The 815-nt window shown below is 63.9% G+C and carries 1 protein-coding gene; it reads left to right on the top strand.

Annotation, left to right across the window (positions count from 1 at the left end; all coding sequences use genetic code 11):
* Positions 1-707: IS110 family RNA-guided transposase (locus tag Q2941_RS51765; protein ID WP_458197564.1), on the top strand; the 707-nt coding region annotated here is incomplete at its 5' end.
* Positions 708-815: the final 108 nt, after the last annotated feature.

The raw sequence follows: 815 nt of genomic DNA, 5'->3' as shown, positions 1-815 counted from the left end.
TCGACCTGCAGGCGCTGCACCGCGTGCGCGAACGTTTGGTCAGTCAACGGACCGGCATCGTCAATCAGATCCGCGCTTTTCTGCTGGAACGCGGCGTTGCGGTACGGCAAGGACTGCGCTTCCTGCGGGTCGAGTTACCCGGCATCCTGGCGACGCGCACCGACGTCCTCTCGCCTCGGATGTTGCGCGTGATCGAGGATTTGGCCGGCGACTGGCACCGGCTCGATGCACGCATCGACGGCCTCTCCAGCGAGATTGAAGCGCTCGCCCATCAGGATCAGCACTGCGATCGGCTGATGACAGTCCCTGGTATCGGGCCGATCATCTCGAGCGCGATGGTGGCGGCGATCGGTGCTGGAGATGCATTCTCAAAAAGTCGCGACTTCGGCGTCTGGCTTGGCCTGGTACCGAAACAAATCTCGACCGGAGACCGCACGATCCTTGGCAGCATATCAAGGCGAGGAAATCGCTATCTGCGCACGCTGTTCGTTCAGGCGGCTTGGGTCGTGTTGGTCAAGCTCGGGCCAAAGCAGTGGGAGCGCTATGGGCTCAGGTCGTGGCTCGAGGCGGCGAAGAAGCGACTGCATCACAACGTGCTGGCAGTTGCGCTGGCGAACAAGCTCGCTCGCATCGCCTGGGCGGTTCTTCACAACGGGCGCGCCTTCCAGTGCGTCAAGATCGATGAGATGGCGCCCCGATCAGCTTGATCTTCGCGCCGTGCTCGGCCCCGTCAAGGCGTGGCCTGGCATCGCAGAAGCAAGCGACAAGGCCAGCGCGACGGCCAGCCTGGACGGGCCCTGCGCGCGACGCGACGC

The organism is Bradyrhizobium sp. UFLA05-153 (assembly GCF_054185185.1).
Note: the sequence above shows the minus strand (reverse complement) of the source record. Positions and strands in the feature narration are given on the sequence as shown.